Annotated in this window: 25 protein-coding genes; 12 read left to right on the top strand and 13 right to left on the bottom strand. The window is 64.6% G+C overall.

Features of this window, described 5'->3' with window-relative positions; all coding sequences use genetic code 11:
• Positions 1-123 precede the first annotated feature (123 nt).
• The 5 genes from L8F45_RS10800 to L8F45_RS10780 form a co-directional block, all read right to left on the bottom strand.
• Positions 124-1,038, bottom strand: a complete 915-nt coding sequence (locus tag L8F45_RS10800; protein ID WP_342362872.1) for a dienelactone hydrolase family protein — start codon at positions 1,036-1,038, stop codon at positions 124-126.
• 326 nt (positions 1,039-1,364) lie between these two features.
• Positions 1,365-1,766, bottom strand: a complete 402-nt coding sequence (locus L8F45_RS10795; RefSeq protein ID WP_342362871.1) for a response regulator — start codon at positions 1,764-1,766, stop codon at positions 1,365-1,367.
• Positions 1,767-1,958: 192 nt separating this feature from the next.
• A complete protein-coding gene (locus L8F45_RS10790) occupies positions 1,959-2,138 on the bottom strand; it encodes a hypothetical protein (protein WP_342362870.1) in 180 nt (59 codons plus the stop codon).
• A 108-nt stretch (positions 2,139-2,246) separates the two neighbouring features.
• Positions 2,247-2,501, bottom strand: a complete 255-nt coding sequence (locus tag L8F45_RS10785; RefSeq protein ID WP_342362869.1) for a hypothetical protein — start codon at positions 2,499-2,501, stop codon at positions 2,247-2,249.
• Positions 2,502-2,620: 119 nt separating this feature from the next.
• On the bottom strand, positions 2,621-4,246 hold the full coding sequence (locus tag L8F45_RS10780) for an alpha-D-glucose phosphate-specific phosphoglucomutase (RefSeq protein ID WP_342362868.1): 1,626 nt from the start codon (positions 4,244-4,246) through the stop codon (positions 2,621-2,623).
• A gap of 444 nt (positions 4,247-4,690) precedes the next feature.
• Here L8F45_RS10780 and L8F45_RS10775 point away from each other — a divergent pair, with 444 nt between their 5' ends.
• The 8 genes from L8F45_RS10775 (at position 4,691) to L8F45_RS10740 (ending at position 12,439) form a co-directional block, all read left to right on the top strand.
• The gene (locus L8F45_RS10775; protein WP_342362867.1) at positions 4,691-5,269 is read left to right on the top strand and encodes a histidine phosphatase family protein; all 579 of its coding nucleotides are present in this window, start codon (positions 4,691-4,693) and stop codon (positions 5,267-5,269) included.
• Positions 5,230-6,012: a M15 family metallopeptidase gene (locus L8F45_RS10770; protein ID WP_342362866.1), complete on the top strand. Its 783-nt coding sequence runs from the start codon at positions 5,230-5,232 to the stop codon at positions 6,010-6,012. The genes L8F45_RS10775 and L8F45_RS10770 overlap by 40 nt, the downstream gene beginning before the upstream one ends.
• Positions 6,009-6,602: a hypothetical protein gene (locus L8F45_RS10765; protein WP_342362865.1), complete on the top strand. Its 594-nt coding sequence runs from the start codon at positions 6,009-6,011 to the stop codon at positions 6,600-6,602. The genes L8F45_RS10770 and L8F45_RS10765 overlap by 4 nt, the downstream gene beginning before the upstream one ends.
• A 93-nt stretch (positions 6,603-6,695) precedes the next feature.
• Positions 6,696-7,502: an alpha/beta fold hydrolase gene (locus L8F45_RS10760; protein WP_342362864.1), complete on the top strand. Its 807-nt coding sequence runs from the start codon at positions 6,696-6,698 to the stop codon at positions 7,500-7,502.
• Between the two features lie 12 nt (positions 7,503-7,514).
• On the top strand, positions 7,515-8,798 hold the full coding sequence (locus L8F45_RS10755; protein ID WP_342362863.1) for an acyl-CoA dehydrogenase family protein: 1,284 nt from the start codon (positions 7,515-7,517) through the stop codon (positions 8,796-8,798).
• 13 nt (positions 8,799-8,811) lie between these two features.
• Positions 8,812-10,359, top strand: a complete 1,548-nt coding sequence (locus L8F45_RS10750; protein ID WP_342362862.1) for a class I adenylate-forming enzyme family protein — start codon at positions 8,812-8,814, stop codon at positions 10,357-10,359.
• On the top strand, positions 10,359-11,453 hold the full coding sequence (locus L8F45_RS10745) for an NAD/NADP-dependent octopine/nopaline dehydrogenase family protein (RefSeq protein ID WP_342363417.1): 1,095 nt from the start codon (positions 10,359-10,361) through the stop codon (positions 11,451-11,453). The genes L8F45_RS10750 and L8F45_RS10745 overlap by 1 nt, the downstream gene beginning before the upstream one ends.
• A gap of 41 nt (positions 11,454-11,494) precedes the next feature.
• A complete protein-coding gene (locus tag L8F45_RS10740) occupies positions 11,495-12,439 on the top strand; it encodes a 3-hydroxybutyryl-CoA dehydrogenase (RefSeq protein WP_342363416.1) in 945 nt (314 codons plus the stop codon).
• 17 nt (positions 12,440-12,456) lie between these two features.
• Here L8F45_RS10740 and L8F45_RS10735 read toward each other — a convergent pair whose 3' ends face one another.
• Positions 12,457-13,503: a 2,5-dihydroxypyridine 5,6-dioxygenase NicX family protein gene (locus L8F45_RS10735; RefSeq protein WP_342362861.1), complete on the bottom strand. Its 1,047-nt coding sequence runs from the start codon at positions 13,501-13,503 to the stop codon at positions 12,457-12,459.
• A gap of 158 nt (positions 13,504-13,661) precedes the next feature.
• Between L8F45_RS10735 and L8F45_RS10730 the strand changes: the two genes are divergently transcribed.
• A complete protein-coding gene (locus tag L8F45_RS10730; RefSeq protein ID WP_342362860.1) occupies positions 13,662-14,561 on the top strand; it encodes a flavin reductase in 900 nt (299 codons plus the stop codon).
• A 122-nt stretch (positions 14,562-14,683) separates the two neighbouring features.
• Here the strand turns inward: L8F45_RS10730 and L8F45_RS10725 are convergent, their stop codons facing one another.
• From L8F45_RS10725 to ilvD, 5 genes are all read right to left on the bottom strand, one after another.
• Complete coding sequence (locus L8F45_RS10725) at positions 14,684-15,451, bottom strand: ABC transporter permease (RefSeq protein ID WP_342362859.1); 768 nt, start codon at positions 15,449-15,451, stop codon at positions 14,684-14,686.
• Complete coding sequence (locus L8F45_RS10720) at positions 15,448-16,227, bottom strand: ABC transporter permease (RefSeq protein ID WP_342362858.1); 780 nt, start codon at positions 16,225-16,227, stop codon at positions 15,448-15,450. Before L8F45_RS10720 ends, L8F45_RS10725 begins: the two co-directional genes overlap by 4 nt.
• Complete coding sequence (locus L8F45_RS10715) at positions 16,224-17,054, bottom strand: ABC transporter ATP-binding protein (RefSeq protein ID WP_342362857.1); 831 nt, start codon at positions 17,052-17,054, stop codon at positions 16,224-16,226. Before L8F45_RS10715 ends, L8F45_RS10720 begins: the two co-directional genes overlap by 4 nt.
• A gap of 174 nt (positions 17,055-17,228) precedes the next feature.
• Positions 17,229-18,119 carry an NAD(P)-dependent oxidoreductase gene (locus tag L8F45_RS10710; RefSeq protein ID WP_342362856.1) on the bottom strand — a complete coding sequence of 297 codons (891 nt, stop codon included), beginning with the start codon at positions 18,117-18,119 and terminating at the stop codon, positions 17,229-17,231.
• Positions 18,120-18,132: 13 nt separating this feature from the next.
• Positions 18,133-19,764: a dihydroxy-acid dehydratase gene (ilvD, locus tag L8F45_RS10705; protein ID WP_342363415.1), complete on the bottom strand. Its 1,632-nt coding sequence runs from the start codon at positions 19,762-19,764 to the stop codon at positions 18,133-18,135.
• Positions 19,765-19,970: 206 nt separating this feature from the next.
• Between ilvD and L8F45_RS10700 the strand changes: the two genes are divergently transcribed.
• Positions 19,971-20,939, top strand: coding sequence for an ABC transporter substrate-binding protein (locus L8F45_RS10700; protein WP_342362855.1), 969 nt, complete (start codon positions 19,971-19,973; stop codon positions 20,937-20,939).
• A 66-nt stretch (positions 20,940-21,005) separates the two neighbouring features.
• On the opposite strand, the gene L8F45_RS10695 is transcribed toward L8F45_RS10700, so the two are convergent.
• On the bottom strand, positions 21,006-22,217 hold the full coding sequence (locus tag L8F45_RS10695) for an MFS transporter (RefSeq protein ID WP_342362854.1): 1,212 nt from the start codon (positions 22,215-22,217) through the stop codon (positions 21,006-21,008).
• A gap of 69 nt (positions 22,218-22,286) precedes the next feature.
• On the opposite strand from L8F45_RS10695, the gene L8F45_RS10690 reads away from it, so the two are divergent.
• Positions 22,287-23,282, top strand: a complete 996-nt coding sequence (locus L8F45_RS10690; RefSeq protein ID WP_342362853.1) for an AraC family transcriptional regulator — start codon at positions 22,287-22,289, stop codon at positions 23,280-23,282.
• Positions 23,283-23,473: 191 nt separating this feature from the next.
• Positions 23,474-24,247: a ferredoxin--NADP reductase gene (locus tag L8F45_RS10685; protein WP_342362852.1), complete on the top strand. Its 774-nt coding sequence runs from the start codon at positions 23,474-23,476 to the stop codon at positions 24,245-24,247.
• 9 nt (positions 24,248-24,256) lie between these two features.
• Here the strand turns inward: L8F45_RS10685 and L8F45_RS10680 are convergent, their stop codons facing one another.
• Complete coding sequence (locus tag L8F45_RS10680; protein ID WP_342362851.1) at positions 24,257-25,192, bottom strand: acetamidase/formamidase family protein; 936 nt, start codon at positions 25,190-25,192, stop codon at positions 24,257-24,259.
• Positions 25,193-25,217: the final 25 nt, after the last annotated feature.

The following is a 25,217-nucleotide window of genomic DNA, read 5'->3' as shown; positions in this document are numbered from 1 at the left end:
AGATGGCGAAGTCGCGCGGCGACCGATCTCGCCTGCGGTATGCTGGCCTCGCGGCTGTCGGCCTCCGGGCGGACCTGAAGGCGGCTTTTGCGACAATCGCTGTCGAAAGGCGTTACGTCAGCGCTACGCCGACCGCGTGTGCTGGTTGAACCATTCGACTGTCCGCGCCCAGGCGTGCGGCGCGGTGGTCTTGTTGTAGCGTTCAGGCGTCGCATCATTGAAGAAGCCATGCACGGAGGCAGGCCACAAATGGCCTTCGTAGCGGATGTTGTTCTTCTTCAGTTCGGCCTCCTGGTTGGGATAGCCCTCGGCAAGCGTCTTATCCAGGGCGCCGTGGTTGATCAGAATGGCGGCCTTGATCTTCGGCACGTCGGCGGGCGCAGTGGGAGCGCCATAGAAGGGAGCGGCCGCAGCGAGATCAGCTCCCATCAAAGCGGCGAGCGTGTTCGCGACGCCGCCGCCATAACAAAAGCCGGTTGCGGCGATCCTGCCGGTGCAATCCGGCCGAGCCTTCAGCCAACGCGCGGCGGCGAGCCAGTCCTGCATCAGCTTCGCCCTGTCGATCTTGGCGAAAAGCTGCCCGCCTTTGTAGTCGTCCTGGGGATAGCCGCCGAGGGTCGTGAGCGCGTCCGGCGCGAAGGCCATGAAATTTTCAAGCGCGAAACGACGCGCAACGTCCTCGGTATGTGGATTGAGGCCCCTGTTCTCATGCACGATGATCACGCCGGGCAGTTTGGCGGGCGTGGCCTCGCGCGTATCTGCGCTTCGGGGCCGCACGAAGTAGCCGCGGATCTCGCCGTTTCCTTCCGGCGACGGCACCGTCACGTAGCTCGCCTCGATACGCTCATCATCTTTTCTGATCTGCTGGCCGAGCGCGTAGTTCGGCATCAGCGCTTTCGCGAGCGCGCTTGCCGAGAGTCCCACTCCGGCGACACGCTTGAGACGATCCATAAAAACCCTGCGGCTGATCTCGCCATGAATAAACTGGGTGTAGAGCTCCACGGCTTCCGCCGGAATTTTCTTCCTTTCAGAATCCATCGCTTCCTCCATTGCCGGCGCTACTGTCGAGCAAACTAACCATCGCTCACCATGGGAAGCCAGACGGTGGAACTCCACGCGCATATCGCCGGGTTCAATTTTTCGTTAGCGCAGACCGGCGTCGACCGACGTGCTTTCCGACCTCTCCCGGCAATCAATCAGGTCGGGTTCCATTTGGCCTTCGTCCCGGGACTGGCGCGCGAACGCGGCAGGCCAGCCGACGCCCGAATGGGAAGATGGGGTGACTGGCCAGCTCCACGTCGTTGTCGGAGGCGATCATTGCCGGGCGGCCATGCAAATCAAGCCGCGGAAAAAACCGCGCGCACTCAGAGTCGCTGCGACGCCTGCCAGAGGCAATGTTCGATGCGCGCGAGCAACTGGATCGCGGTGAAAGGCTTCACCGCGAAGCCGTCGATCTCCGCCTTCTTAGCTTCAATCACCCGCTGCGCCTGAGCGTTGCTGGAGATCATCATGAACGGGATATGTTTGAGATCATCGTCGCCGCGCACTGCTCGCAGCAGTTCGATGCCGGACATTTCCGGCATGTCCCAGTCGCTAATGATCAGTCCATATTTTTTGGTCGCGAGTTTCCGCAGAGCCTCGACTCCGTTCGCGCAACTGTCGACGTCGCGAAATTCGAGTCCTGTCAGCATGCTCTTGATGACCTGAGTCATCGACTTGTGATCCTCGACGATCAGGATCGGCATAGTGCGATCAACGCTGCGCATGAGCGTCCTCAATATCCCGCCGCTGAACGGCGAGCCGCGTTCAAATATCAACAACAATAAGCGAATGGTTGCGTGGGCGCCCGCCTGCGAATGAAGCTGACGCCGCGCTGCCTGCCGGCGCGATACGACATAGCGGCATCGCTGAAAATAAGTAGAACGCCGTAGGCGAAATGCCGAGAGCTTGCCGTCCGCCTAGCCGGCGATCGCCTCGAAGAGCCGCCAGGCCGCCCAGCCGAGAAAGCCGGCCCAGGCGCCACAGAGCGCGAGCGCGGCCAGACCTGCGCCGCTGGCGGCCACCGCGCGGCCGGCCTTTCGCCACCCCTGCTGAGTGGCGTTGAAGCGCGCGGTTTCATCGACCGCTTCTTCGGTCATGGCTGCGCCCCCTTGCGCGCCGATCGATGATCGACCGGGCGGACGCAACGTTAGCTCAGCGAGCGTGACGCAAGCGTCACCTGACCGTGGCGATGCGGGGTTGCAGCGCTATTCGCGCTCCATCCATTTCCGCCTTCGGCGATAGGAGACGAAGGATCTGACCGCGTAGCCGACGCCGACGCCGACCGCGAGGATCACCAGCACCGCGAGCCGCGCCGATGTGAAGGCGATGAGAAAGCCGAGGATGAGGCCCAAGGCGACCGCCGCCAGCGTGTAGAGATGAAGGCTGGCGGAGGCGGCGAGCTGCGCGCGGATCTGGAGTTCGGCCCAGAGCGCCTTCGCGTCGTCGAGTTTCGATTTCATCGTTGCGGAAAGGTTTCTGGCCGGGTCCGCGCACGCAATGGTTGGAGCCGCCCGGCGGAGTCAAGCTTGGCCGCTTCGTCGCGACGCCGGATGGTGAACGGGCGCCGTTGCGTTAGAGGTCAGGTGATCACGCTCGGCGCGTTGCGTCCCGTGCGTTTCGCAACGTCGGCGACATCGCTCGCCGCCTTGATGAGATCGGCGAGCGCCTGCTGCGTCTCCAGGAACTGACGCGTCGGGTCGGGCTCATAACGCTCGACATAGATCCTCAGCGTCGCGCCGACGGTGCCGGTGCCGGAGAGGCGATAGACGATGCGCGACCCGTCTTCGAACAGGATGCGCACGCCCTGCGCCTTCGCCTCGGAGCCGTCGACCGGATCGAGATAGGCGAAGTCATCGGCGTTCGCGACGGTCTTGCCGGCGAGCGCATCGCCCTTCAGGCGCGGCAGCCGGTCGCGCAGCGCCTGCATCAGCCTGCTCGCGGCGTCGCTGTCGATCTCTTCATAGTCGTGGCGCGAATAATAGTTGCGGCCGTAGGTCCGCCAGTGTTCGGCGACGATGTCCTTCACGCTCTGGCGACGCTTCGCGATGATGTTGAGCCAGAGCAGCACGGCCCAGAGCCCGTCCTTCTCGCGCACATGGTTGGAGCCGGTGCCGGCGCTTTCTTCGCCGCAGATCGTCGCAAGGCCCGCATCGAGCAGCGTGCCGAAGAATTTCCACCCGGTCGGCGTTTCGTAGCATTTGACGCCGAGCTTTTGGGCGACGCGATCGGCTGCGGCGCTGGTCGGCATCGAGCGCGCGACGCCGGCGATGCCGCCGGCATAGGCCGGCGCGAGATGCGCGTTGGCGGCGAGCATCGCGACGGAATCCGACGGCGTCACGAACTGTCCGCGCCCGATGATGAGATTGCGATCGCCGTCGCCGTCGGACGCCGCGCCGAAATCAGGCGCCTTGTCCGACATCATGAGATCGAACAGGTCCTTGGCGTGGACGAGATTGGGATCGGGGTGATGGCCGCCGAAATCGGGTAGGGGCGTTCCGTTGATGACGGAGCCTGCGCCTGCGCCGAGCGCCTTCTCCAGGATCGCATGCGCGTAAGGCCCCGTGATCGCCGACATGCCGTCGAAGCGGATCGTGAAGCCTGACTTGAACAAGGCTGCGATGGCGTCGAAATCGAACAGCTTTTCCATCAGCGCCTGATAGTCGGCGACGGGATCGACGATCTCGCACTTCATCGCGCCGCACGCTGCCGATCCCACGCGATCGAGATCGCAGTCCGGCGCGTCCTCGATGCGATAGGAAGAAATCTCTCTTGTGCGCGCGAAGATGCGGTCGGTGAGGGATTCAGGCGCAGGGCCGCCATTGCCCGCATTGTATTTCACGCCGAAATCGCCGTCGGGACCGCCGGGATTGTGGCTTGCCGACAGGATCACGCCGCCGAAAGATTTCGTCTTGCGAATGAGATTTGACGCCGCCGGCGTCGACAGCAATCCGCCGCGCCCGACGATCACGCGTCCGAAACCATTCGCCGCCGCCATGCGGATCGCGATCTGGATCACTTCGCGATTATGGAAACGACCGTCGCCGCCGATGACGAGCGTCTGGCCTTCGCGGCCGTCGAGGGAGTCGAAAATCGATTGCAGGAAATTCTCGACATAGTGTGGCTGCTGGAAGACGACGACCTTCTTGCGCAGGCCTGACGTGCCCGGCTTCTGGTCGCTGAAAGGCGTGGTGGCGACGACAGGCATGAACGGACTCTCTTGCAGGCGCGAGGCCGGGTCAGAAGGGGCGGCGGCCAAGGTGGTTTATTGGTCCCGGGCGCAAAGGCAAACGCTTCTGACGGCCAGGAAAGCCCTCGGCGCGAATTAGGACTGACGGCCTAGGACTATGGCGTCGGAGGGTCCGAATCGCGGCTGCCGCTTGGCTTTTGCGCGGAAAAGCGCTTGTATTAAAAGATGATGAAGAAGCCCTCCCGGGCCCCGGCGCCCGCGAAACCCAAGACGCCCCGTCGCCTTCCCACCCCGGCCGAACCAGCCGTCAGGATCAGCCTGACGGAATACATGGTCGAGACCGAGAGTCTGGAGGAGCGAACGGCCAGGCTGAGGCGATTGAGGCTGGCGCGCGAGACCGCCGAGCGGGCCTCGATGAGCTCCGAGGACAATTTTGCGGACTGATCCGGCGGGCCGGCGCTGATGCCGGCGGTCGATCTCATCCGCCACGGCCAGTCGACCTTCAACGAGGCCTATGCGGCGACCGGCGTCGATCCCCTGCATTTCGACGCCCGGCTGACGACGCTCGGCCGCCAGCAGGTGGCGGAGGCAAGGGAATTGCTGGCCGGCAGAGCCTATGACCTCGTCGTCACGTCGCCGCTGACCCGCGCGATCGAAACGGCGACGGGCGTCTTCGGCGGCCGGGGAATCCCCATTCTGGTGGAGCACCTGCACCGCGAGGGGCTGGAGAGCAGCTGCGACGTCGGACGCCCGCCCGCGGCCCTGCGCGGCGAGTTCCCGCACCTGACATTCGATCATCTCCCCGATGTCTGGTGGCATGACGAAGGCGAGCGCGACCCGCGCGGTTTCGCCATCGAGACGCGCGAGCTGGTCGGCGCGAGGGCGGCCGCTTTCGCGCTTTGGCTGGAAACCCGGCCCGAACGATCCATCGCGGTCGTCGGGCACGGGACCTTCTTCTTTCATATGCTTGGCCGGTGGCTGAAGAACTGCGAGGTCGCGCCATGGACTCCGCAGGCCCTCGACATGGCGGCCGCGGGCTGACGATCCGCGCCGGCCTCGCGGCCCTCGGGCTTGCGCTGGCCCTTGGGTCGCCGTCCGCGCAGGCGGGCGCGCTGCCGTCGGGCTTCGTCTATCTCCGCGACGTCGATTCCTCGATCCAGCAGGACATCCGCTACGCCGGCGCCCATAACTTCGTCGGCCGGCCGATCGCCGGCTACGCCGCGGCCGAATGCGTGCTGACGGAGAAAGCCGCCGAGCGCCTGCGCGCCATCCAGGCCGAACTCCTGGCGCAAAATCTCTCGCTCATCGTCTGGGACTGTTATCGCCCGATGCGCGCCGTCGCCGATTTCGTCGCCTGGAGCCGCAATCCCGCCGACGCGAAAATGAAGCAGGAGTTCTATCCCCGCATCGACAAGGCGAGGTTGTTCGCGCTCGGCTATGTCTCCAGCACCTCGGCCCATACGCGCGGCGGGACGGTCGATCTCGGGCTCACAGCGAAAGGCGCTTCGGCCATGTCTGCGCCGACCAATTGCGCCGCACAGAACGACCGCCCGCCCGGCAACGGCGTTCTCGATTTCGGCGTCGGCTTCGACTGCATGGATGAACTCGCCCATCTCAACGCCAAAGGCGTCGATCCCGCAGCGCGGCGCCATCGCGAGACGCTGCGCAGCGCGATGGAGCGCCACGGCTTTCGCGGCTACGCCAAGGAATGGTGGCATTTCCAGCTTGTCGACGAGCCGTTTCCGACGCAGGGCTTCGACTTCCCGATCACGCCGCGACAATGACGCGCCTGCGGGCGCATGACAGTCCTCGCTGGTCTCCCTATCGTTTCGCCATGAAGAGCTTCCGTCGCATCCTCTGGGTCATCGTCGCCCTGATCTTTCTTGGCGCCGCATGGGTCTGGGATCATCTCCATCCCGTTGTCGCCGCGCTGATCGCCGCATTGCCGCTCGAACGGCTGAAGCAGGCGGTGCGGCGCTTTATCGAGAGGTTGCCGCCCTATCCCACATTGATTGTCTTCCTCATTCCCGCGATCGCGCATGAACTCATGAAGGCGGGAGCCTTCTGGCTGTTCGCCAGCAATTCGTGGGTCTGGGGCGTCTTCGTCTATCTCCTCGCCGATATCGTCGGCATCGCGCTCTGCGCCTTCATCTTCGAGACCAACCGGGAAAAGCTCCTCTCCATTCCCTGGTTCGCTCGGGGGTATGGCTGGTTCGCCGCCGCCCATCATTGGGCGCGGGCGCAGATCATCCCCATGCGGCTGTTCATCGCGCGGGCGCTGGAGGAGGCGGGCCTGCGGGGCGGGCGCGCCGGGATTTTCACGCGGATCATGGCCGTCTGGCGCTACGCACGCCGCCGCGTCAGGGCGGCCTGACATGCTCCCAAAGTTATTTCAAAAGTAAAATTATTCCTTTTCATATATCTGGAATGCGCTAAGCTCCTCCCGCCTGTTTCGGCTGAGGGGACCATGGAGAAGCTGACGCAGTTGAAAACACCGGACGGCCGGTTCGCCTATGAGGCCGCGGGGCCGGAGCGCGCGCCAGCGCTGGTGTTCCTGCACGGCGTCGGCGGCGCGGGCCGCGCCTTCCGATCGCAACTTGCTGCGTTCGGCGACCGCTATCGCGCCGTCGCCTGGGACATGCCGGGCTATGGCGGCTCGGCGCCGCTTGCCGCAGTCAGCATCGCGAGTTTCGCCGCCGCCCTGAAGGATTTCCTTGCGGCGATCGGCGCCGAGAAGCCGTTGCTCATCGGCCATTCCATCGGCGGCATGATCGTGCAGCAACTGATATCAGATGAGCCGCGGCTGCCGCGCGCGATCGTGCTCGCGCAGACGAGTCCGGCTTTCGGCAGCTCCGACGGCGACTGGCAAAAGAATTTCCTCGAGGCGCGTTTGTCGCCGCTCGATCGCGGCGAGACTTTGAAATCTCTCGCGCCCGGCATCGTGCGCAGCCTCGTCGGCGATGACGCCGATCCCGCCGGCATGGCGCTCGCCGAAGACTGCATGGGCTCCGTTCCCGAAGCGACCTATCGCGCCGCGATGCAGGCGCTCATGGGCTTCGATTTGCGCGAGGCGCTTGGCCGCATCGCCATCCCCACGCTCGTACTTGCGGGTTCGAAGGACACGAATGCGCCGGCGCCGATGATGCAGAAGATGGCCGCACGCATATCAGGCGCGAAATATATCGAGCTTGCAGGCGTTGGCCATCTCGCCGGCCTCGAACGGCCCGCGGAATTCAACGCCGCCATCGCAAGCTTCATCGACGCGCATTCCTGATCGGGGAGAGCCATGACTATTGCAAAGCCCCAGATCGTGACCGGCGAAAGCGCGGACGATGCGCCGATCTTTGATCCCGCCGCGTTTCGCCTGAGCGCTGAAAGCGCCGACATCATCGCGCGTGCGCGGCGGATCGGTCAGTCGGTCTTCGCAGCCCGCGCCGCCGCCTATGATCGCGATGCGAGATTCCCGACCGAGAATTACGCCGATCTCCATCGCGAGGGTCTTCTCGGCATCTGCATTTCCAAAACGCTTGGCGGATTAGGCGCGGATTATCAGACCTATTCGCTCGCGGCGGCCGAACTCGGCCGCTATTGCGGCGCGACCGCGCTGACCTGGAACATGCATGTCTGCTCGACGCTGTGGTCGGGGCCGCTGGCTGATGATCTCGACATGAGCGCGGAGACGCGCGCCGAGCATGATCGCCGCCGCACCGTTCACTACAACAGGATCATCGAACAGGGCGCGATCTACTCACAGCCCTTTTCCGAAGGCGGCGCGGCGGCCGCCGGCGGCGCGGCGTTCGGCACTGAAGCGCGGCCGACCGAAGGCGGCTGGATCGTCAACGGCAAGAAGATTTTCGCCTCGCTCTCCGGCCACGCCGACTATTACGGCGTGCTTTGCACGGAGATGCATGGCGACGAAAAAGCGTCGCGCCGTCATACGCTCTATCTCGCGCTGCAGGCGAAAGCCGAAGGCGTTTCGGTGGTGGGCGATTGGGATCCGCTCGGCATGCGCGGCACGGTCTCGCGCACGCTTCTGTTCAAGAACGTGTTTGTCCCGCACGATGCCGCGCTGATGCCGCGCGGCGTCTATTTCCAGGCGGCGATGCGCTGGCCGCACATGTTTCTCACGCTGTCGCCGACCTATGTCGGCCTTGCGCAGGCCGCCTATGACTTCACCACGAAATATCTGCGCGGCGAGGTTCCCGGTACGCCGCCGGTCAAGCGGCGGATGTATCCGACGAAGCAGATCGCCGTCGCCGAGATGCGTATCAAGCTCGAACAGCTCAAGACGATCTGGTTCCAGGCAGTGACGGAAGCGCGCCCGAACCCGACGAAGGAGCAGACCTTGCGCGCCTACGCCGCGCAATACGCCGTGATGGAAGGCGCGAATGATATTGCGCGGCTCGCCATCCGCACCTGCGGCGGCCAGGCGATGCTGAAATCGCTGCCGCTGGAGCGCATCTATCGCGATAGCCGCTGCGGCTCGTTGATGCTGCCCTGGACGGCCGAACTCTGTCTCGATCGCATTGGCCGCGAGGCGCTCTACGAGCTCGGCGAGAGTGATGAATGAGAGCGACGAATAAATGAATCTGTCGCAGCTCATCCAGCGCAACGCGGCTTTCACGCCTGACAAGCCGGCGATGAATTTCGAAGGCGCGGCGATGAGCTACGCCGAATTCGAGCACCGCATTGAGAAACTGGCTCGTGCGCTGCAATCGAAAATGGGAGTCGTGAAGGGCGATCGCGTTGCGATCCTCAGCCTCAACCGGCCCGAATATCTCGTCCTGCTCTACGCCTGCGCGCGCATCGGCGCGATCATGGTTCCCCTGAACTGGCGGCTTGCTATTGCGGAGCAGCTTTTCATTCTCGCAGACGCCGAAGTGAAAGCGCTGTTCGTCGAGAAGGATTTCGCGGCGGTGGTCGCACCCTTCAGCGAGGCGGCGCCGGACGCGGAAATCGTGGGCCTCGACCATGAAAGCGAAGGCGCTGTTTCCTTTGATGCGCTCCTTTCGTCGGCGACAGACGTTGAAGAGGCCGTCAGCGACCTGCGTGATCCCCTGCTGATCGTCTATACCTCGGGCACCACGGGCCGCCCGAAGGGCGCGGTTCTCACGCAGGACGCATTGCTCTGGAACGGTGTGATGAGCCAGCACATGCATGGCCTCACCGCAGCGGATCATGTGCTCACCGTGCTGCCCTTCTTTCATGTCGGCGGCCTCAACATCCAGACGACGGCGGCGCTGCAATGCGGTGCGACGGTCACGATCCATGCGCGCTTCGCGCCGCAAGCGACGCTCGACGCTGTTGCGCGGGAAAAGCCGACGCTCACCGTGCTCGTGCCCGCGACATTGCAAGCCTTGATCGATCATCCCGATTGGAACGCAGCCGACTTGTCGTCGCTGCGCGCGATCGCCACGGGTTCGCAGATCGTGCCGCAACAGCTCATCGACGCCTTCGTCGCGCGCGGCGTTCCCGTGCTGCAGGTCTATGGTTCGACCGAAACCTCTCCGATCGCGATCTATACAAGGCTCGGCGGCGATGCGGCGCGCCCCGGTTCGACCGGACTCGCAGGCCTTTTCTGCGAAGCGAAAGTCATGCGCGAGGATGGTCGTGAAGCGCCTGTCGGCGAGGCCGGCGAAATCTGCGTGCGCGGCCCGAACGTGCTGACCGGATACTGGCGCAACGAAGCTGCGACGCGCGAAGCGCTTGTCGACGGCTGGTTCCACACCGGCGACATTGGTTATCGCGACGCCGACGGTCATTTCTTCATCAACGATCGCAAGAAGAACATGATCATCTCAGGCGGCGAGAATATCTATCCCGCAGAGGTCGAACGCGTGCTGATCGAGCATCCCGATATCGCGGACGCGTGCGTCGTCGGCCGTCCCGATGCGCGCTGGCAGGAGATTCCCGTCGCCTATGTCCAGCCGCGCGCGGATTGCGCGACCAGCGACGACGCATTGCGCGCGAGCCTCGCGGAGCGAGCGAAATCGCAGCTCGCCCGCTTCAAGCAGCCACGCGAGATCATCATTGTCGCTGATCTCCCGCGCACGGCGCTGGGCAAGGCGCAACACTTCCGCCTGCGGCAGATCGATCAGGAGCGGCAGATGCAAACGCGGAAGGACTCGTGATGAGGATTGCGGTTCTCGGAGGAGGCAATGGCTCTTTCGCCGCGGCGGGCGATTTCGCGTTGCAGGGCCATGAAGTCTCACTATGGCGGCGCGACGCAGCCGCTGTCGCGGCTCATGTCGCGCAAGGCGAGCGCATCACGGTCAAGGATTTCAACGGCCGTCACGAAGTCAGACTCGCGCGCGTCACGACAGATATTGCCGAAGCCGTGCGCGGCGCCGAATTGATCCTCTGCCCGGCGCCAGCCTTCGCGCAAAGCGATATCGCCGCTGCGCTCGCGCCGCATCTCCGCGACGGGCAGGTCGTGTTTCTTCCGCCGGCGACCTTCGGCTCCTTCATCTTCGCCAGGGCCATGCATGACGCCGGCAATCGCGCGAGGGTCGTCTTCGCCGAAACCGGCACGCTGCCATGGCTCGCGCGCAAGCACGGACCATTCGACGTCGCGATCACCATTCGCGCCACGCGGCTGCCGGTCGGCGTCTTTCCGCTTGTCGCCGCGGAGCATGCGATCGATGTGATCGGCCGCGCCTTTCCCGGCGTGATCGAACCGTGCGGCGACGCGCTCTCCGGCGCGCTGATGAACGCCGGGCCGATTATTCATCCGCCGCTGATCATCATGAACGCAGGCCCCATCGCGCATTTCGAGCGCTGGGATATTCACAAGGAAGGCACGCAAGCCTCGATCCGCCGCGTGACAGACGCGCTCGACGCGGAACGTATCGCCGTGCGCGAGGCGCTGGGTTATGGCGCGCCGCATTTTCCGCTCGCCAATCACTACGCGAAGGAGGGCGAGGAGTGGATGTATGGCCGCGGCTCCCATGACCGCCTGACCGACTCCGGCGACTGGCGCGAGACCCTTGATCTCCAGACCCATCGCTACATGCGTGAGGATCTGCGTGTCGGTCTCTCCTTCTTCCGTTCGGTCGGCGCGCTGGCGAGAGTCGAAATGCCCCTGACGAACGCGTTCCTCGCCATTGGCGGCGCGGTCTGCGGCAAGAATTTTCTCGAAGGCGGACGCACGCTCGCGAGTCTCGGCCTTGGCGGTCTCGATCGGGCCTCGCTGCAAATGCTGCTGAAGGAGGGTTTCGCGTCATGACGACGGGTCGCGCAACCATCGCCTGTCTCGGCGCCGGCCGCATGGGCCGCGGCATCGCCGTCGCCTTCGCCTATGCCGGTCATGATGTCGCGCTGATCGATCTCAAGGAGCGGGATGCGGAAAGCTTCGCGAAGCTTGAGCGCCAAGCGCTGGGCGAGATTCACGAAGGCCTCGCAAGCCTCGCCCGCTTCGGCCTGTTCGACGAGGCGCGCATCGCCGATATCGAGCGACGCGTCTCCATCGTCGCGGAGCGGCGTATGGATGAGGCCGCCGCGTCCGCCGATGTGATTTTCGAAGGCGTGCCTGAAATCGTTGATTTGAAGCGCGATCTGCTCGCGCGCGCCTCGAAAGCGGCGCAGCCGGATGCGATCATCGCGTCCACGACATCGACCATCCTCGTCGATCATCTCTCCGGCGTGATCGAGAAGCCGGAACGCTTTCTCAACGCGCATTGGCTCAACCCCGCCTATCTCGTGCCGCTGGTGGAGATTTCGGCGGGCGGCGCGACAGACCCTGAAATCACCGCGCGTATGAAGGCGCTGCTGGAATCCATCGGCAAAGTGCCTGTCGTCTGCGCCGCGACGCCCGGCTACATCGTGCCGCGCATTCAGGTGCTCGCCATGAACGAGGCGGCGCGCATGGTGGACGAGGGCGTCGCCAGCGCCGCCGATATCGACAAGGCGATCACTTATGGCTTCGGCTTTCGCTACGCCGTGCTCGGCCTGCTCGAATTCATCGATTGGGGCGGCGGCGACATTCTCTATTACGCCAGCCGCTATCTCGAAGGCGCGCTGAAGAACGACCGCTACGCCGCGCCGCCGATCATTTCAAAAAACATGGAGGAGGGGCGCATTGGCCTGCGCACCGGGCAGGGCTTTCTCGATTACGCCGGCATGGATGTGAAGGCCTATCGCGAACGCAGGCTGGCCGCCATCGCCGATCTGCTCCGGCATATTGGCCTGACGCGGCCACCTGTTCTCGATTGAAGCGTGCGATGCCGCGATCAACCGAACAGGTCCTGCAATACGCCGTGGCGCACGACGGCGACGCCGTCGAGTTCGATCGTCGTTCCCATCATGGGCAGATCGAAATGGCCCGCGGTGTAGCGGCCTGCGAATTCATTGGCGCCGGTCGAGAAAAGGAAGTTGCCGGAGACCGCGCGCAATTCCGTGCCGTTGGTGTCGCGCTGGTCATACATGGTCAGCGCCTCGTAACGCGCCGCCGGATTCATGCCGAAGCCGACATGCGAGATCGCATAGGCCTCGCGATCGCCCCACGCCGCGAGATAGGCGCGCATCATCATGGCGTCAGCGCCTTCGCCGCGGAGATCGGTAATATAATCGTCCTTGATCGTGAGATGGATCGGCGACGCGAGATAGCGCTTGAAGGTGAGATTGATGTCGCCCGGCGCGAGCACCAGCGCTCCGTTCGCGGCGCCGCTTCTGGGAAAACTCACGACGATGCCGCCCGGCCAGTGCGCCAGCGTGCCCGGACGATCCGTCCAGCCCCAGACGCCGACCGTCGATGCGCCAGCCATGTCGACATCGAGATCGGAGCCGGCTTTCGACGTCACGCGCATGCGCTTCGCGCCGCGGACCATCTTCGCTGCGGCGCGCACGCGCTGTTCGAGCGCGCTGTCGGGCCGCATGCGCTCCAGCGCTTCGGGATGTTCGTTCGATATGACGAGAATGCGCGCGCCGGCCTTCAGGATCGCCGCGGTCTCAGGCGCATGCATCAGCCCTTCGAGCGTGCAGTCGACGATGAATCCCGCTTGCTGCAGCGCGCCAACGACGGGCGCGAGATGGCCGATCGCTTCGCTCGCGCCGGTGGAGCGCACGGGAACCGGATGTGTGTTGCGCGGCGTCGGCAGCACGATGTGAAAGGCTTTGGCGCCAAGCCGCGCCAATGCGAGCTCCGCGAGATGGACGTTGAGCGCGCGCGACTGTGTTTCAGAAAGAATAGCGGCGGTGTCGCCTTCCTTCACGGCGCAACGTGCGAAGACCTCACAGAATGCGTCGATCCACTTCGCTTCGATCCGGTCGGCCAGCATCGGGCGCTCCCTCGTGCGCGTTGTGAGAACACATATCGCTCTGCGCCGCAGCGGGAAAGCGTAATCTTGAAAAGATGCGCGCAAAATCCGGGGTGCGTTATATGAAACCGGAACGCAACACCGCTGATTTGCGAAGCGCTACGCTATCGCCGGAGTCGATGCGCAAGGCGCTTGGCCAATTCCCGACGGGCGTGGCGATCGTCACTGCTTCGGTCGAAGGAAGATATGTCGGCATGACCGCGAACTCCTTCGCAGCGGTCTCGCTGTCACCGCCGCTGGTTCTGTGGAGCGTGGCGAAGTCAGCGGCGAGCTATGATGCGTTCGTGGCGGCGGAATCTTTCGCCGTGCATTTTCTCGGCTCCGACCATCATGATCTTGCGCTGCGTTTCGCCGGTCGCGTGCCCGACAAGTTCGCGGGCGTCGCGCTCACAACGGGCGAGACCGGTGCGCCGCTGATCGAGGGTCTGGCGCCTGTCTTTGAATGTCGGACATGGGCGCGCCATCCCGGCGGAGATCACACGATTCTCATCGGCGAAGTCGCGCGGCTGATCGAGCGCAGCCATGATCCGCTGCTGTTTCATTCCGGCATGCTGCGCGGCATGGAAAGCGCGACGACGAAAGCGCCGGAGCTTTCAAGCGCGAGCTTCGCGCGCAATTATCTCGCTTACTTGCTGGCGCGCGCCAGCCATGTGGTGTCGAGCGAATTCCATTCGTCGCTCAGCCAGTGGAATCTCTCGGTTCCGGAATGGCGCGTGCTCGCCTGCCTCGCCGATGTCGATGGTCTCTCCGTCGGCGAGCTCGCGGCGATGGCGATCATGAAGCAGCCGCGCTTGACGAAGGTGCTCGACGGCATGGAGCGCGAAGGATTGATCGAGCGTCGCGGCGCGGCGGAGGATCGCCGCCGCGTCGCCATTCATTCCACCGAGAAGGGCCGCGCCCGCGTCGCGCCCGTGATGGCGGCGGCGAAGGCGCATGAGACGGAGTTTCTTGACCAGTTCACGCGCGATGAGCGGCAGGCGATCAAATATGCGCTCGATCTTCTCATCGATCGCCGTTAGATCACGCCGCACTTTGATTGAATCAATCAAAGTGCGGGAACGTGATCGCTTCCAAAAGCTGAGAGCATGGCTTTTGCGAAAAACCGGTTCCCACTTTTTCGCGCCATGCTCTCGGCGCGCGATCAGCGCTCGGAGAAGCCGCGCAGGAAATAGCGCCGCGCGCCATGCAGCAGGCCATTGAGGACGAGGCCCAGCAGCGAGATCGCGATCAGCGGCACGAACATGTCGGCGGTCTGGAAGCTGCGGGCCGCGCGCACCAGGAGATAGCCGAGACCATCGGTCGACGAGATCATCTCGGCGAGAAACACCACGATGCAGGAGATGAGCAGCCCGATGCGGCAGCCCGTGAGGATCGAGGGCAGGGAGGCCGGCAGGATCACGCCGAAGAGAACTTTCCAGCGCGGCGCGCCGGCGGCGAGCGCCGACCACACAAGCTTCCGTTCCACCATCGATGCGCCGTAATAGGTCGCGAGCAGGATCGGAAACAGCGCGTCGGCGACGACGAGCGTGATCTTCGAGGCGTGATCGAAACCCATCAGCAGGATGAAAGCGGGATAGAGCGCGATCTTCGGCATCGGCGCCAGCACGCGCACCAGAGGACGCACGACGGCGCCGACGGGCGCGAAGGCTGCTGCGGCGAGACCAAGTCCGACGCCAAGCACGAGCGCGATCGAAAATCCCGCGAACAACCGCACCAAAGTCGCGCCCATCTGCGAGAGAAAGTCGCTTGTGGCGATCAGCGTGACGAAGCGCGCAAACACGGTCTCCGGCAGCGGAAGCATCGTTGCGGGCGCGAAGCCGAAGGCCGTGATCGCATGCCAGCCCGCAAAGAACAGCGCTATCGGCAGCAGCCCGAGCAGCGATTGCGTGAGGACGGCGCGCGCGTTCATGAGAAGCTCAGCGGGACATCGTCGCGCTGCGCCGACCAGGCGACGAGGCGCGAGCGCAGCGCGTCGAACGCGGCGTCGAGAATGAGGCCGAGCGCGCCGATGATGATGATCATGGCGAAGACCGTGTCGTACTGCGCCATGTCGAGCGAGTTGAACAGGATGTTTCCGGCGCCGGATTGGCGCGCGATCATTTCGCTTGTGATCATGGTGATGAGCGCGAGCACGAGGCCGGTGCGGCATCCCGTGAGGATTTCCGGCAGCGCCGCGGGCAGCACGATGCGGAACATGCGCTCGGCCGGCGAGAGCCCCATCGCGGCGGCCGACCACAACATCTTCTCCTCGACCGCCTTCGCGCCCTGGAAGCTGTGATAGATGATGGGAAGACTGACCCCGAGGAAGATCACCAGCGTCTTCGAGAGTTCGCCGACGCCGAGCCAGAGCATGATGATCGGCATCAGCGCCGCTTTCGGCACGGGATAGATCATCATCAGCAGCGGGTTGAAGAACGAGGCGACCGCGCGCACGCGCCCCATCATAAGTCCGAGCGGAATGGAGAACGCCGCCGCGCAGGCGAATCCGATCGCCATGCGACGCAGCGACGCCAGAATGTTGATGATGGATTCCCTGTCGCGCAGGATTTCAGGGACGCCGCGCAGCGCTTCGATCGCAGTCGGGAAGCTCTCGATCTTCAGCGTCACGGAGGCGAATTGCCAGAGCGCGAGCACGCCGAGACAGGCGAGCAGGGCGGCGAAGCGGTCGGCGAGCCCACGCCTCATCCTTCAGTCTCCGGCGCGTCATCGATCAACTTCTCGATCTCGACGACATATTTCTGGTAGCGCTGATCGAGCAGCAGATCCGCGCGCTTGCGCGGCCGCGGCAGATCGATGTCGATGACAGCCTTGATGCGTCCGGGCGAGCGCGTCATCACGATCACCTGATCCGAGAGATAGACCGCTTCATCGACGGCGTGCGTCACGAACAGCACGGTCTTGCGATCGCGCTCCCAGATATTGAGCAAGTCGTTCTGCAACCGCGTGCGCGTATGCGCGTCAAGCGCGCCGAACGGTTCGTCCATGAGGAGAACGGCGGGATCATAGGCGAGCGTGCGCGCGATCGCGACGCGCTGCTTCATGCCGCCCGACAATTCTTTGGGATAGAAGCGCTCATAGCCTTTCAGACCCACCATCTCGATCAGCTTCTGCGCGCGCGCTTCGGCCTCAGTGCGCGAAACGCCCTGCTGGCGCAGGCCATATACGACGTTGCCGATGACGGTCTTCCACGGAAACAACGCGAATTCCTGAAACACCGGCCCGCGATCGGCGCCGGGGCCAGTGACAGGCTTTTGTTTCACCATCACCGCGCCGCTGGTCGGCTTCACGAAGCCGCCGATGATATAGAGCAGCGTCGATTTTCCGCAGCCGGACGGGCCGAGGATCGAGACGAAAGCGCCGTCGCGCACGGAGAATGTGATGTCGGAGATCGCGACATGCCGTCGTCGCCCGGCGGTGTCGAAAGTCTGCGTGACGCGATCGATGTCGATCATGGCGGGCGCGGCCGATTCAGCTTTCGCGAACGCGCCGAGCCGCGCAAGCTGCGCCGTCATTTTCAAATCCCCTCGCCATCGCGGCGGTCGTTCGCCTGCCGATTTTGGTTGAGCCTAGCGTCCTTTCTCGGCCAAGGGAACTTGTTTTAAGCTTCAAATTTATGCGGAGATATCGCTGCGGCTGCGGCTTTTTCAGCCAGCCGCCTCTCGCGGCGTCAGGCGTTCGCGGGGCGATCACCGCGCGGCCGGCTCGGAGAGCTTGAACACTTCGAGCGCGTCCGCGCCGGCGCCGCGCGAGGCCTGCGCCATGCGGAAGAGTTGGGCTGCGAGGCCCGTCATCGGCGCCGGGCTGCCCGTCTTCTGCGCGACGTCGAGCACCGTATCGAGGTCTTTCAGGATGGTGGCGATATAGCCGATCGGCGGCGAATAGATATCGTTGGCCATGCGCGGCACGAAGAGTTGCAGCGGAATGGAATCCGCGAAGCCGCCCTTGAATGCTTCGGGCAAACGCGCTGCATCGATGCCGGCGTTCTTCGCCAGCCGCGTCGCTTCCGCGAGAACCGTCATGGCGCATCCGGCGATGATCTGGTTGCACAGTTTTGTTGTCTGGCCCGCGCCGACCGGCCCCATATGGGTGAAGCGCGCGGCCATCAGCAGCACCGAGCCCTCAACCGCCTTGATGTCGGCTGCATCGCCTCCCGCCATCACCGCAAGCGTGCCTTCCGCTGCGCCCTTCACGCCGCCGGAGACGGGCGCGTCGATCCAGCGCATGCCGTTCTTCGTCTTGAGGCGCTCAGCGATCGAACGCGCCTTTTCCGGATGGATCGAGGAGAAGTCGACCACGATCTTGCCGTCGCCAGCGGCTTCCGCGACGCCGCCCTCGCCGAAGATCACCTCTTCGACCGCGGACGCATCGGTGAGGCACATGAAGATGATGTCGGCGGCTTCGGCTGCCGCGCGCGGGCTTGCAGCGGCGCGCGCGCCCGATGCGATTGCGGGCTCGCACTTCGCGGCGGAGCGGTTCCACACGGAGACGGAGCAACCGGCGGCGAGCAGCCGCTGCGTCATCGGCAGCCCCATGAGGCCAAGCCCGAGATAGGCCAGCGGCGGATGCGAATTCGTCATGGGCTTTCTCGTCTCAGTCGAACCACGGCCATTCGGCGGCGCCGGGATGAGTGACCGCGCCACCTGGCGCCTGGCCGACCGTGCGCGCATATTTCGCCAGCAATCCGGCGCGATGGCGCGGTGGCGCCTGAGTCCATTCCGCGCGGCGGCGCGCGAACTCTTCTTCGCTGATCAGGAGATCCATGCGCCGTTGCGGCGCGTCGATGCGGATCCTGTCGCCGTCGCGCACGAGCGCCAGCGGCCCGCCGATATAAGCTTCGGGCGAGACATAGCCGATGCACATGCCGCGCGTCGCGCCGGAGAAACGCCCATCGGTCACGAGCGCGACCTTCTCGCCCATCTTCTGTCCATAGATGAGCGCGGTGACGCCGAGCATCTCGCGCATGCCGGGGCCGCCGACAGGGCCTTCATTGCGGATAATGAGGACTTCGCCTTCGCGATAGGCGCGCTGACGCACGGCGGCCGCGCATTCCTCTTCATCCTCGAAGACGCGCGCGGGCCCTTCAAAGACGAGATTCTTCAAGCCCGCCACCTTGATCACGGCGCCGTCGGGACAGAGATTGCCCTTGAGCACGGCGACGCCGCCGTCGGGCATGATTGGATTATTGACCGCGCGAATGACTTCACCGTCAGGCGAGGGCGCATCGCCATATTCCTCCGCGAGCGTGCGTCCCGTCACGCTGAGCACATTGCCATGGAGATGGCCGCTCGCGATCAATTCGCGGATGATCACGGCGACGCCGCCGCGATCGTAAACATCCTTCGCGACATATTTGCCGCCGGGGCGAAGATTTCCGATCAGGGGCGTGCGCGCGAAGACTTCGCCGACATCGTCGAGCGTGAATTTGATCCCGGCTTCGTTGGCGAGCGCCGGCAGGTGCAGCGCCGCATTGGTCGAGCCGCCTGTTGCCGCGACAATGGCCGCGCCATTTTCCAGCGCCTTGCGCGTCACGATCTCGCGCGGCGTCGGCCCGCCGCGCTTCAGCATCTCCATCACGAGGCGGCCGGCGCGTCGCGCGAGCTGCGCACGTTCGGCATAGACGCCGGGAACCATGGAAACGTTCGGCAGCGACAGCCCGATCGCTTCCGACACCATCGCCATGGTGTTCGCGGTGAATTGTCCGGCGCAGGCGCCTGTTGTCGGCAGGCAGGCGCGTTCGATCTTGTCGAGCGTCGCTTCATCCATGTCGCCGGTGTCGACCGCGCCGACGGCTTCGTAGGAATCGAGCGCGGTGAGATCGCGGCCTTGAAAGCGGCCGGGCAGCGCGCTGCCGCCATAGATGAAAATCGATGGGACGTTACAACGGATCATGCCCATCATCACGCCGGGCAATGTCTTGTCGCAGCCGCCGAAGCCGATCAGCGCGTCATAGGCGAGGCCGTGAACGACGGCTTCGATCGAGTCCGCGATCAATTCCCGCGACACCAGCGAGAACTTCATGCCCTCGTGATTCATGCTGATGCCGTCGGAGACGGAGATCGTGGCGAATTCACGCGCCGTGCCGCCGGCGTCCTCGATGCCCGATTTCGCGGCGTCGACCTGGAAGCCGTGCGTCATGTTGCAGGGCGTCTGCTCGCCCTTCATGCTGACGACGCCGATCATCGGCTTCGCGATCGCGGCGTCGTCGAGCCCCATGGCGCGCATGAAGGCGCGATGCGGCGTGCGGTCGCGTCCGTCCGTCGTGATGCGCGAGCGCCATTTCCGGTTTGCAGACGTCACTTCGACCTCTCGGCGCCCTCCGACGAAAGGCGCTGCGGGGAGGCCTTGAGTCCGGACTGGCTTGTTTTATGCTTAAAGTATCTTCGCCAAATGCGGACGCCGATCAAGCCGACAAAAGAGAGGGGCACATCATGAAGAAATGGATTCTGGGCTTATTGGCGGGTTGCGCCGCTCTGTCCGCCGGCTCCGCTTTCGCCCAGCAGACGATCAAGGTCGGCTGGACCATTCCCGCCGAAGAGGCGAAATACTGGATGATGCGCCGGCCGCAGGAGTTTCCGCAACTCGGCAAGGCCTACAATATCGAGTGGGTGCAATTTCAGGGCACGACGCCGATGACGCAGGCGCTCGCTGCTGGCGCGCTCGATTGCGCGACGCAGGGCGTGCTGTCGCTGGCGCAGGGCGTTACAGGCGGTAACCTCAAGGCCTATATCGTCGCGCAGCATGTGTTCGAGGCGCCCGGCGGCTTCTCCGTCTATTGGGCTGTGAAGGATGACTCTCCGATCAAGTCGATCGCCGATCTCAAGGGCAAGACGGTCGGCATCAGCATTCTCGGCGGCGGCACCTATGGGCCATTCGCGATGCTGTTGAAGCAGAACGGCGTCGATCCCCAGAAAGACATCAAGCTTGTCGAGGTCGGCTTTGCGTTGTCGGAAGATGCGCTGCGTCAGGGCCGCGTCGACGCCGTCAACATGAACCAGCCTTTCGCGGCGCGCGCCGAAGCCAAGGGCGGCGTGCGCAAGCTGTTTGCGCTGTCGGAGGCGATGCCGAACATCGTGCATATTCTCGACGCCTGCCGCGCCGATTTCGTCGACAAGAATCCGGACGTGGTGAAAGCCTATGTCAGCGATCTCACGCGCGGCATGAAGCTCGCGCTCGCCAATCGCGAGGAGACGCTGAAGGTCGTGTCGGAAACGTTGAAGGCGCCGATCCCGGTGCTCGAAACTTATTTGCTGAAGAGCAACGATTTCGGCCGCGATCCCGGCGCCGCGCCGAATTTCCCTGCGATTCAGAAGATGCTCGATATCTATGCGCAGGAAGGCATGTTGCCGAAGCTCGACGTCGCGCAGTTCAAGGGGCCGGTCGTCGCACCGATCCAGTAGGTGACGTTTCTCCTGTGCAAATAAAAAGGCGCCGCATGCGGCGCCTTTTTCGTTTGATGGAATTGTTCAGGCGACGCGCCGTCCGATCACCTGCACCAGCAGCGCGCCGACGAGCGTCGCCGCGGCGCAATAGCCGATCGCGCCCTGCGCGCCGAGGCCGTCGACGAGAAGTCCTCCGAACACCGCGCCGCTCGCGATCGCGATCTGGAACGCGGCGACCAGAAGCCCGCCCGCGCTTTCGGCCTGATCGGGCGCAGCGCGATTGATCCAGGTCTGGAAGCCCACCGGCAGCGCGCCGAAGGCGAAACCCCAGATCGCGACGGCGGCGGCGGTGACGATTCCCGATCCGCCGAACATGACGAGCACGAACGCCGTCAGAGCGATGAACAGCGATCCCAGGATCACGGCCATCTGCGCGCTGCGCTCGACGATCGCCGCGCCGGCGAAATTGCCGAAGAAACCGCCGATTCCATAGGCGAGCAGCACCAGCGAGATCGCCTCGACGGAGAAGCGCGGCGCCTGTTCGAGGAACGGCCTGACATAGGTGAATCCGGCGAAGTGGCCCGACACCGCGACGATCACGGCGATGAGCGACATGCGCACGCTCGGGCGCTTCAGCAACTCGAACAGCGTGCGAATGTCAGGCGAGGCGAGCGGCGGCAGCTTCGGCATCGTCGCCGCCTGCACGAACAACGCGCCGACGCCGACTCCTGCCGCAAGCAGGAACACGGTGCGCCATCCCACGAGATCGCCGAGATAGGCGCCGACGGGCGCCGCGCTCACCGTCGCGAAGGAGACGCCGGTCAGGATGATCGACATGGCGCGCGGCATCAGTCGCTCAGGCACGAGGCGCATCGCCGTCGCGGCCGCCATCGACCAGAAGCCGCCGAGGCCGATCCCGAGCAGCACGCGCGCCGCGAGCAGCATGGTCAGACCGTTCGCCGTCGCGGCGAGCAGATTCGAGATGATCAGGAGCACAGTGAGGCTCCAGATCACGACGCGGCGGTCGACGCCGCGCGTGACGATGGCGGTCGCAAGCGCCGTGATCATCGCGACCACGGCCGTCGCCGTGACCGCTTGACCGGCGGCGCCGTCGGTGACGCCGAGATCGGCGGCGATCCGGGTCAGCAGGCTCGCAGGCAGAAATTCGGCGGTGACGAGACCGAACACGCCAAGCGTGAGGGAGAAGACGGCCGCCCAGGCCGGGTTTTCGCGTTCTTCGGCGGCGGGCGGGGCGTCGAGTTCTTCGGCTGTGGCGGCGGACAGGGAATCGGACATGGGAAGCTCCGGGAGGGTGTCGCCAAGTTGGCCCTGACAGCCCGGACTTTCCATGCTAGAAAGCCCGCAATGCATGATCATTCGTCCAGAATTTCCCCGTCGTCGCGCGACCCGCTGACCGACATGCTCCGGGGTCTGCGGCTCGACGGCGTCGACTACCGGCGCTTCCAGATGGCGGAGCCCTGGGGCCTGCGTTTTCCGGCGCAGGAAACGGCGCGCTTCCACTTCGCGGCGCGGCGCGACTGCTGGCTCCTGACGCCTGAGAAGGAGTGGATCGAACTCCGGCAGGGCGACGCCGTGCTGCTGCCGCGCGGATCGGAGCACGCGCTGGCGAGCGATCGCGAGGCGCCGTTGGCGCCGCTCGAGAGCTGCTCATTCCAGAAGGTCTGCGGCGACGTGTTCGAGACCTGCGGCGGCGAAGACTGCAATGCGAGTCTGCTCTTCAGCGGCAGCATGACCTTCAACGTCGATCATTCCCATCCGCTCCTGCGCATGATGCCGGAGCTGATGCAGGTTCATGAGCTTGCAGCGAACGAGCCGCGCATTCCGGACCTGTTGACGACGATGGCCTGTGAAGTCGCGCTCGATCGCGTCGGCGCCGGCGGCATCGTCGCGCGTCTCGCCGATGTCGTCGCGGCGAGCCTGATCCGCTCATGGGTCGAGCGCGGTTGCGGCGACGCGCAGGGCTGGATCGCGGCGGCGCGCGATCCCGGCCTTGGTCGCGTGCTGGCGGCCATCCATTTGAACCCCGAGGAAGACTGGACGGTCGATGCGCTGGCGAAGGTGATGGGCGCCTCGCGCTCGGCTTTCGCGGAACGGTTCGCGAGCGTCGTCGGCGAGACGCCGGCCCGTTATGTCGCCGAGGTCCGGATGCGGCTCGCGCGGCAATGGCTCGTGCGCGACAGGATGAGGATCGCGGTCGTGGCGCGCCGCCTGGGATATGAGTCCGAGGCCGCTTTCAGCCGGGCCTTCAAGCGGATCATTGGGGTCGCGCCCAGCCATTTCAGGACGGCCGAGCCCGACGGCCGGCCGATCGCGCCTCGCCAGCCATTCGCCGGACCGTGAGGCGGCGGCTCCCGAAATCTTCAGGAGCTCGCGCAAGGCGGCCGCCGCGCATATCTGATTGGCGGCGGTTGCCGGCCGCTTTTGTTTGGCGTTGCACAAGAGATCGGGTAAAAGCGCCGCCGGCTGACGACGGCGCGCGGCCGGACTTCAAGCGCCGTCGAGATCGCGTTAGGTCGTGGGAAAGCTGAAAGATGAGCAATTTCAATCAGGAAAGCGTTCTCAGCGTCCATCACTGGACCGATACGCTGTTCAGCTTCACGACGACGCGCGACCCATCCTTCCGGTTCGAGAACGGCCAGTTCGCCATGATCGGCCTTCAGGTCGAGGGGCGGCCGCTGATGCGCGCCTACAGCATGGTCAGCACGAATTATGACGACAAGCTCGAATTCCTGTCGATCAAGGTGCAGGACGGCCCGCTGACCTCGCGCCTCCAGCACATCAATGTCGGCGACCAGATCCTCGTCGGCCGCAAGGCGACCGGCACGCTGCTTCTCGACAATCTGCTGCCGGGCAAGCACCTTTATCTCGTCGGCACCGGCACCGGCCTCGCGCCCTTCATGGCGATCATCCGCGATCCCGCGACCTATGAGCGCTTCGAGAAGGTGATCCTCGTCCATGGCTGCCGCCAGGTGTCGGAACTCGCCTATGGCGAACGCATCACGGAGCAACTGCCGAAGGACGAGCTGATCGGCGAATATATCTCGCAGCAGCTGATCTATTATCCCACGGTGACGCGCGAGCCGTTCCGCAATCGCGGCCGCATCACCGACCTCATCACGTCGGGCAAGTTGTTCTCCGACATCGGCCTGCCGCCGCTCGACAAGGCGGTTGATCGCATGATGCTTTGCGGCAGCCCGCAGCTTCTGCAGGACATGCGCGTCATCCTCGCCGACGCCGGCTGCAAGGAAGGCTCGCACGTCAACGCCGGCGAGTTCGTGATCGAGAAGGCCTTCGTCGAGAAGTGAACACTCGCTCTACTGCAGCAGCGATTTCGCCAGCATGCAGTGGACGCCCTTCGATCCGTTGACGGTCTGCGTGATCCTGAGATCAGCCGCGAGGCTGCAGAGCGTATAGGCGTCCTCGCGTGATAATTTTGTGCGCGAGGTGATCAACACGATCATGTCGCGCAGCGCCTTCACGACGCATTGATCGAGATCGGGGTCCATCCCCATCGTGATGAAATGATCAGGCGTCTCCGCGCGGGGATAGGCGAGCCCCGCCTTCTTGTGCAGCCGGAATTCGAACACGCCTGTCAGCGCCGTCTCGATCGCGGTGATGCAGACCTCGCCGTCGCCTTGGGCGCCATGACCGTCGCCGCAGGAGAACAGCGCGCCGGGAACATGAACCGGAAGAAGCAGGGTCGCGCCCGGGATCAGTTCCTTGTTGTCGAGATTGCCGCCATGGGCGCGGGGGATGAGCGAGCTGATGCGGCCCCAGCTCGCGGGCGGCGCGACTCCCATCACGCCGAAGAACGGGCGCAGCGGGAGTTCGAGGCCCCAAGGCATGCGCCCGACATTCCGCGCTGCGTCGAGAGGGATATGGATCAGGCGCGACTCGTGGAAATCGTCCGGCAGCGTTCCCGAGAGAGGCTTGATGACATTGTAGCCCCAGTCCGTGCGCAGGCTGACATCCCGGATATGGATTTCCAGCATGTCGCCGGGCTCGGCGCCTTCGATCGCCACGGGGCCGGTGAGGATATGTCCGGGGAGCGCGCGCTCCACCCGTTCGTGGACGTCCCTGATCTCCGGCGGAATGTGGAAGGGCGGCGGCGGCAGCGCGTCCGGCCCGCCGCTCAACGTATCGATCACGACCATGTCGCCGCTTGCGATGGTGAGAACGGGCTTCAGCCGCGCATCGAAGAAGCCCCAGTGGCAGGTTTCCACGCTCGATTTCAGATGATGCTCGGCCATGCGTCGCGGTCTCCGGCGTTGCGCC

Source organism: Terrirubrum flagellatum (assembly GCF_022059845.1).
Taxonomy (GTDB): Bacteria; Pseudomonadota; Alphaproteobacteria; order Rhizobiales; family Beijerinckiaceae; genus Terrirubrum; species Terrirubrum flagellatum.
Note: the sequence above shows the minus strand (reverse complement) of the source record. Positions and strands in the feature narration are given on the sequence as shown.

Coding starts and splice junctions, on each gene's coding strand:
- L8F45_RS10770 (WP_342362866.1), top strand. CDS start 5,230: ATGGACTCCGCAGGCCCTCGACATGGCGGCCGCGGGCTGACGATCCGC.
- L8F45_RS10745 (WP_342363417.1), top strand. CDS start 10,359: ATGAGGATTGCGGTTCTCGGAGGAGGCAATGGCTCTTTCGCCGCGGCG.
- L8F45_RS10700 (WP_342362855.1), top strand. CDS start 19,971: ATGAAGAAATGGATTCTGGGCTTATTGGCGGGTTGCGCCGCTCTGTCC.
- L8F45_RS10775 (WP_342362867.1), top strand. CDS start 4,691: ATGCCGGCGGTCGATCTCATCCGCCACGGCCAGTCGACCTTCAACGAG.
- L8F45_RS10795 (WP_342362871.1), bottom strand. CDS start 1,766: ATGCGCAGCGTTGATCGCACTATGCCGATCCTGATCGTCGAGGATCAC.
- L8F45_RS10680 (WP_342362851.1), bottom strand. CDS start 25,192: ATGGCCGAGCATCATCTGAAATCGAGCGTGGAAACCTGCCACTGGGGC.
- L8F45_RS10725 (WP_342362859.1), bottom strand. CDS start 15,451: ATGAACGCGCGCGCCGTCCTCACGCAATCGCTGCTCGGGCTGCTGCCG.
- L8F45_RS10765 (WP_342362865.1), top strand. CDS start 6,009: ATGACGCGCCTGCGGGCGCATGACAGTCCTCGCTGGTCTCCCTATCGT.
- L8F45_RS10800 (WP_342362872.1), bottom strand. CDS start 1,038: ATGGATTCTGAAAGGAAGAAAATTCCGGCGGAAGCCGTGGAGCTCTAC.
- L8F45_RS10785 (WP_342362869.1), bottom strand. CDS start 2,501: ATGAAATCGAAACTCGACGACGCGAAGGCGCTCTGGGCCGAACTCCAG.
- ilvD (WP_342363415.1), bottom strand. CDS start 19,764: ATGCGCGCCATGGGGCTCGACGACGCCGCGATCGCGAAGCCGATGATC.
- L8F45_RS10695 (WP_342362854.1), bottom strand. CDS start 22,217: ATGTCCGATTCCCTGTCCGCCGCCACAGCCGAAGAACTCGACGCCCCG.
- L8F45_RS10735 (WP_342362861.1), bottom strand. CDS start 13,503: ATGCTGGCCGACCGGATCGAAGCGAAGTGGATCGACGCATTCTGTGAG.
- L8F45_RS10780 (WP_342362868.1), bottom strand. CDS start 4,246: ATGCCTGTCGTCGCCACCACGCCTTTCAGCGACCAGAAGCCGGGCACG.
- L8F45_RS10720 (WP_342362858.1), bottom strand. CDS start 16,227: ATGAGGCGTGGGCTCGCCGACCGCTTCGCCGCCCTGCTCGCCTGTCTC.
- L8F45_RS10750 (WP_342362862.1), top strand. CDS start 8,812: ATGAATCTGTCGCAGCTCATCCAGCGCAACGCGGCTTTCACGCCTGAC.
- L8F45_RS10760 (WP_342362864.1), top strand. CDS start 6,696: ATGGAGAAGCTGACGCAGTTGAAAACACCGGACGGCCGGTTCGCCTAT.
- L8F45_RS10715 (WP_342362857.1), bottom strand. CDS start 17,054: ATGACGGCGCAGCTTGCGCGGCTCGGCGCGTTCGCGAAAGCTGAATCG.
- L8F45_RS10690 (WP_342362853.1), top strand. CDS start 22,287: ATGCATGATCATTCGTCCAGAATTTCCCCGTCGTCGCGCGACCCGCTG.
- L8F45_RS10730 (WP_342362860.1), top strand. CDS start 13,662: ATGCGCAAGGCGCTTGGCCAATTCCCGACGGGCGTGGCGATCGTCACT.
- L8F45_RS10790 (WP_342362870.1), bottom strand. CDS start 2,138: ATGACCGAAGAAGCGGTCGATGAAACCGCGCGCTTCAACGCCACTCAG.
- L8F45_RS10755 (WP_342362863.1), top strand. CDS start 7,515: ATGACTATTGCAAAGCCCCAGATCGTGACCGGCGAAAGCGCGGACGAT.
- L8F45_RS10740 (WP_342363416.1), top strand. CDS start 11,495: ATGGGCCGCGGCATCGCCGTCGCCTTCGCCTATGCCGGTCATGATGTC.
- L8F45_RS10710 (WP_342362856.1), bottom strand. CDS start 18,119: ATGACGAATTCGCATCCGCCGCTGGCCTATCTCGGGCTTGGCCTCATG.
- L8F45_RS10685 (WP_342362852.1), top strand. CDS start 23,474: ATGAGCAATTTCAATCAGGAAAGCGTTCTCAGCGTCCATCACTGGACC.